The sequence below is a fragment of the bacterium genome (genome assembly GCA_030654305.1).
GTDB lineage: Bacteria > Krumholzibacteriota > Krumholzibacteriia > LZORAL124-64-63 > LZORAL124-64-63 > PNOJ01.
The window spans coordinates 1-1933 of record JAURXS010000488.1 but is presented as its reverse complement, the minus strand read 5'-3'; the positions used below and the strand labels follow the sequence as shown (position 1 = coordinate 1933).

Annotated in this window: 2 protein-coding genes; both read left to right on the top strand. The window is 66.2% G+C overall.

The window, feature by feature from the left end; genetic code table 11:
- On the top strand, positions 1–279 hold a 279-nt coding region (locus tag Q7W29_13980), incomplete at its 5' end, for a hypothetical protein (GenBank protein MDO9172930.1).
- Between the two features lie 356 nt (positions 280–635).
- The coding region (locus tag Q7W29_13975) for a sugar transferase (GenBank protein ID MDO9172929.1) at positions 636–1933 on the top strand (1298 nt) is incomplete at its 3' end.

The following is a 1933-nucleotide window of genomic DNA, read 5'->3' as shown; positions in this document are numbered from 1 at the left end:
GTCGACGGCCAGGTGGTTGGCCATGTCCAGCGCAACAGCGGCGGCCTGTGCCAGCTGCACTTCAACGCCCGCTGCACCATCGAGCTCATGGACGCCCTGCTGAACCAGATCGACTGCCGCGGCCCGAGCACCCCGGCCCAGGTCGACAACACCATCGGCTGGACGTTCTGCTGCTTCTACCTGGGGCGCCTCGAAGAACCCGAGGAACACATCTTCGTGGGCTGCACGCAACGCCCGGCCGCCCAACGCACCCCCGTGCTGGACCTTGACCTGAGCTGAGCCCGCCCCGGGTGCACCAGGCCTGTGCAGCGGCCCCCAAACCGTGCGCCGCACGCCGCCGCGGCCCCACCCCCAGCACCGACCGTTCGTCGCCTCGTCCCGCCCCGGCTTGTCCCCCAAAAGGAGGACAGCCTAGGTTCATTCGACCAAAGGTGTTACCAATCGTAAGTCGTCGATTAAACTGAAGGTCTACAGGTGGTGGTATCGGAGTGTGTCAATTTACACACTGTCACGTTCGCTAAACGAACCTATGGTTTAGTCGGTGTTACCTGTTTGCGTAATACCTGGCCCAAAGGTTGCAAGTCGAAACAAATACAAAGTCGGGGAATTCCATGATTGCATCGCCAGACAGAGACGTGCTTACGCCTCCCTCAGGGCCGGGGCGCGCGCAGGAAACGGTCGTCCCGCTCTACAACGAGCAAGACCTGGCCCGCAGCCTCGCGCCCTGGGCCAAGCTCGCCCGGCGGCAGCGCTGGGTCAAGGCCCGTCTGGTGCTGACCGACCTGAGCGTCTTGTGGTGCTGCTTCGTGGCCGGGCGCCTGCCCGCCTGGTTCCGCGACGAAATGAGCCTCTCGCAGGCCATGAACATCTGGTGGGCCAACAACGGCCAGCTCCGCCTCACGCTGTTCGCCGCCATCGCCCTCGCCATGGTCGGCTGGATGTGGACCGAGCAGGGCCACTACACCGCCCACCGCCGCAAACCCTGGTGGGACGAAGCGCGGCAGATGATCCGCGTCATCGTGGTCGCCGCGCTGCTCGACGCCATGGTCATGTACCTCGCCAAGTGGCCGCTCTCGCGCCTCTGGACCGGCGTCACCTGGGGCCTCGTGCTCATCTTCCTGCCGCTGGCGCGACTGGCCATCCGCTCCCACCTGCTGCGCGCCGGCCTGCTCACCCAGCCTTACGTGCTGATCGGCCACCCCGACGACGTTGAAAAAGCCGCCGCCGCCCTCGCCAGCGAACCGCTGCTGGGCTACAAGCCCGTGGCCGTGGTCAGCCCCAACCCCGGCGAACGCCTGGTGTCGCTCGGCAAAGACGGGGTGTTCGCCCCCACCGCGCTCACCCCGGGCGTGCGCGAGTTCCTGGCCAAACCCGGCCCCTACCAACTCGTGGGCGTGCTCGGCATCCGCGACAACAACTGGCTGCGCGAACTCTCGCAAGAGCTCATGCTCACCCGCGACGACCTCGTCATGGTTCCCGCGCTCGGCGGCCTGCCCATCTACGGCATGGAGGTCTCGCACTTCTTCAGCCACGAAGTCCTGCTGCTGCGCGCCCGCAACAACCTCAACCGCCGCGGCCCGCAGATCTTGAAGCGCGGGCTCGACATCGCCGGCGCCGCCGCCTTGCTCGTCTTGCTCGCGCCGCTGTTTGCCTGGGTCGCCTGGCGCATCAAGCGCGAAGACGCCGGCCCCGCCTTCTTCGTGCAGAAGCGCGTGGGGGTGGACGGCGAGCTGTTCGACTTCATCAAGTTCCGCAGCATGGTGATGGACGCCGACGGCGCCCTGGAGCGCTGGAAAACCGACAACCCGAAGCTCTACGTGCAATACCTGGCCAGCAACTTCAAGCTCGCCAACGACCCGCGCATCACCCCCATCGGCCGCCTCATCCGCCGCACCAGCATCGACGAGCTGCCCCAGCTCATCAACGTCTTGAA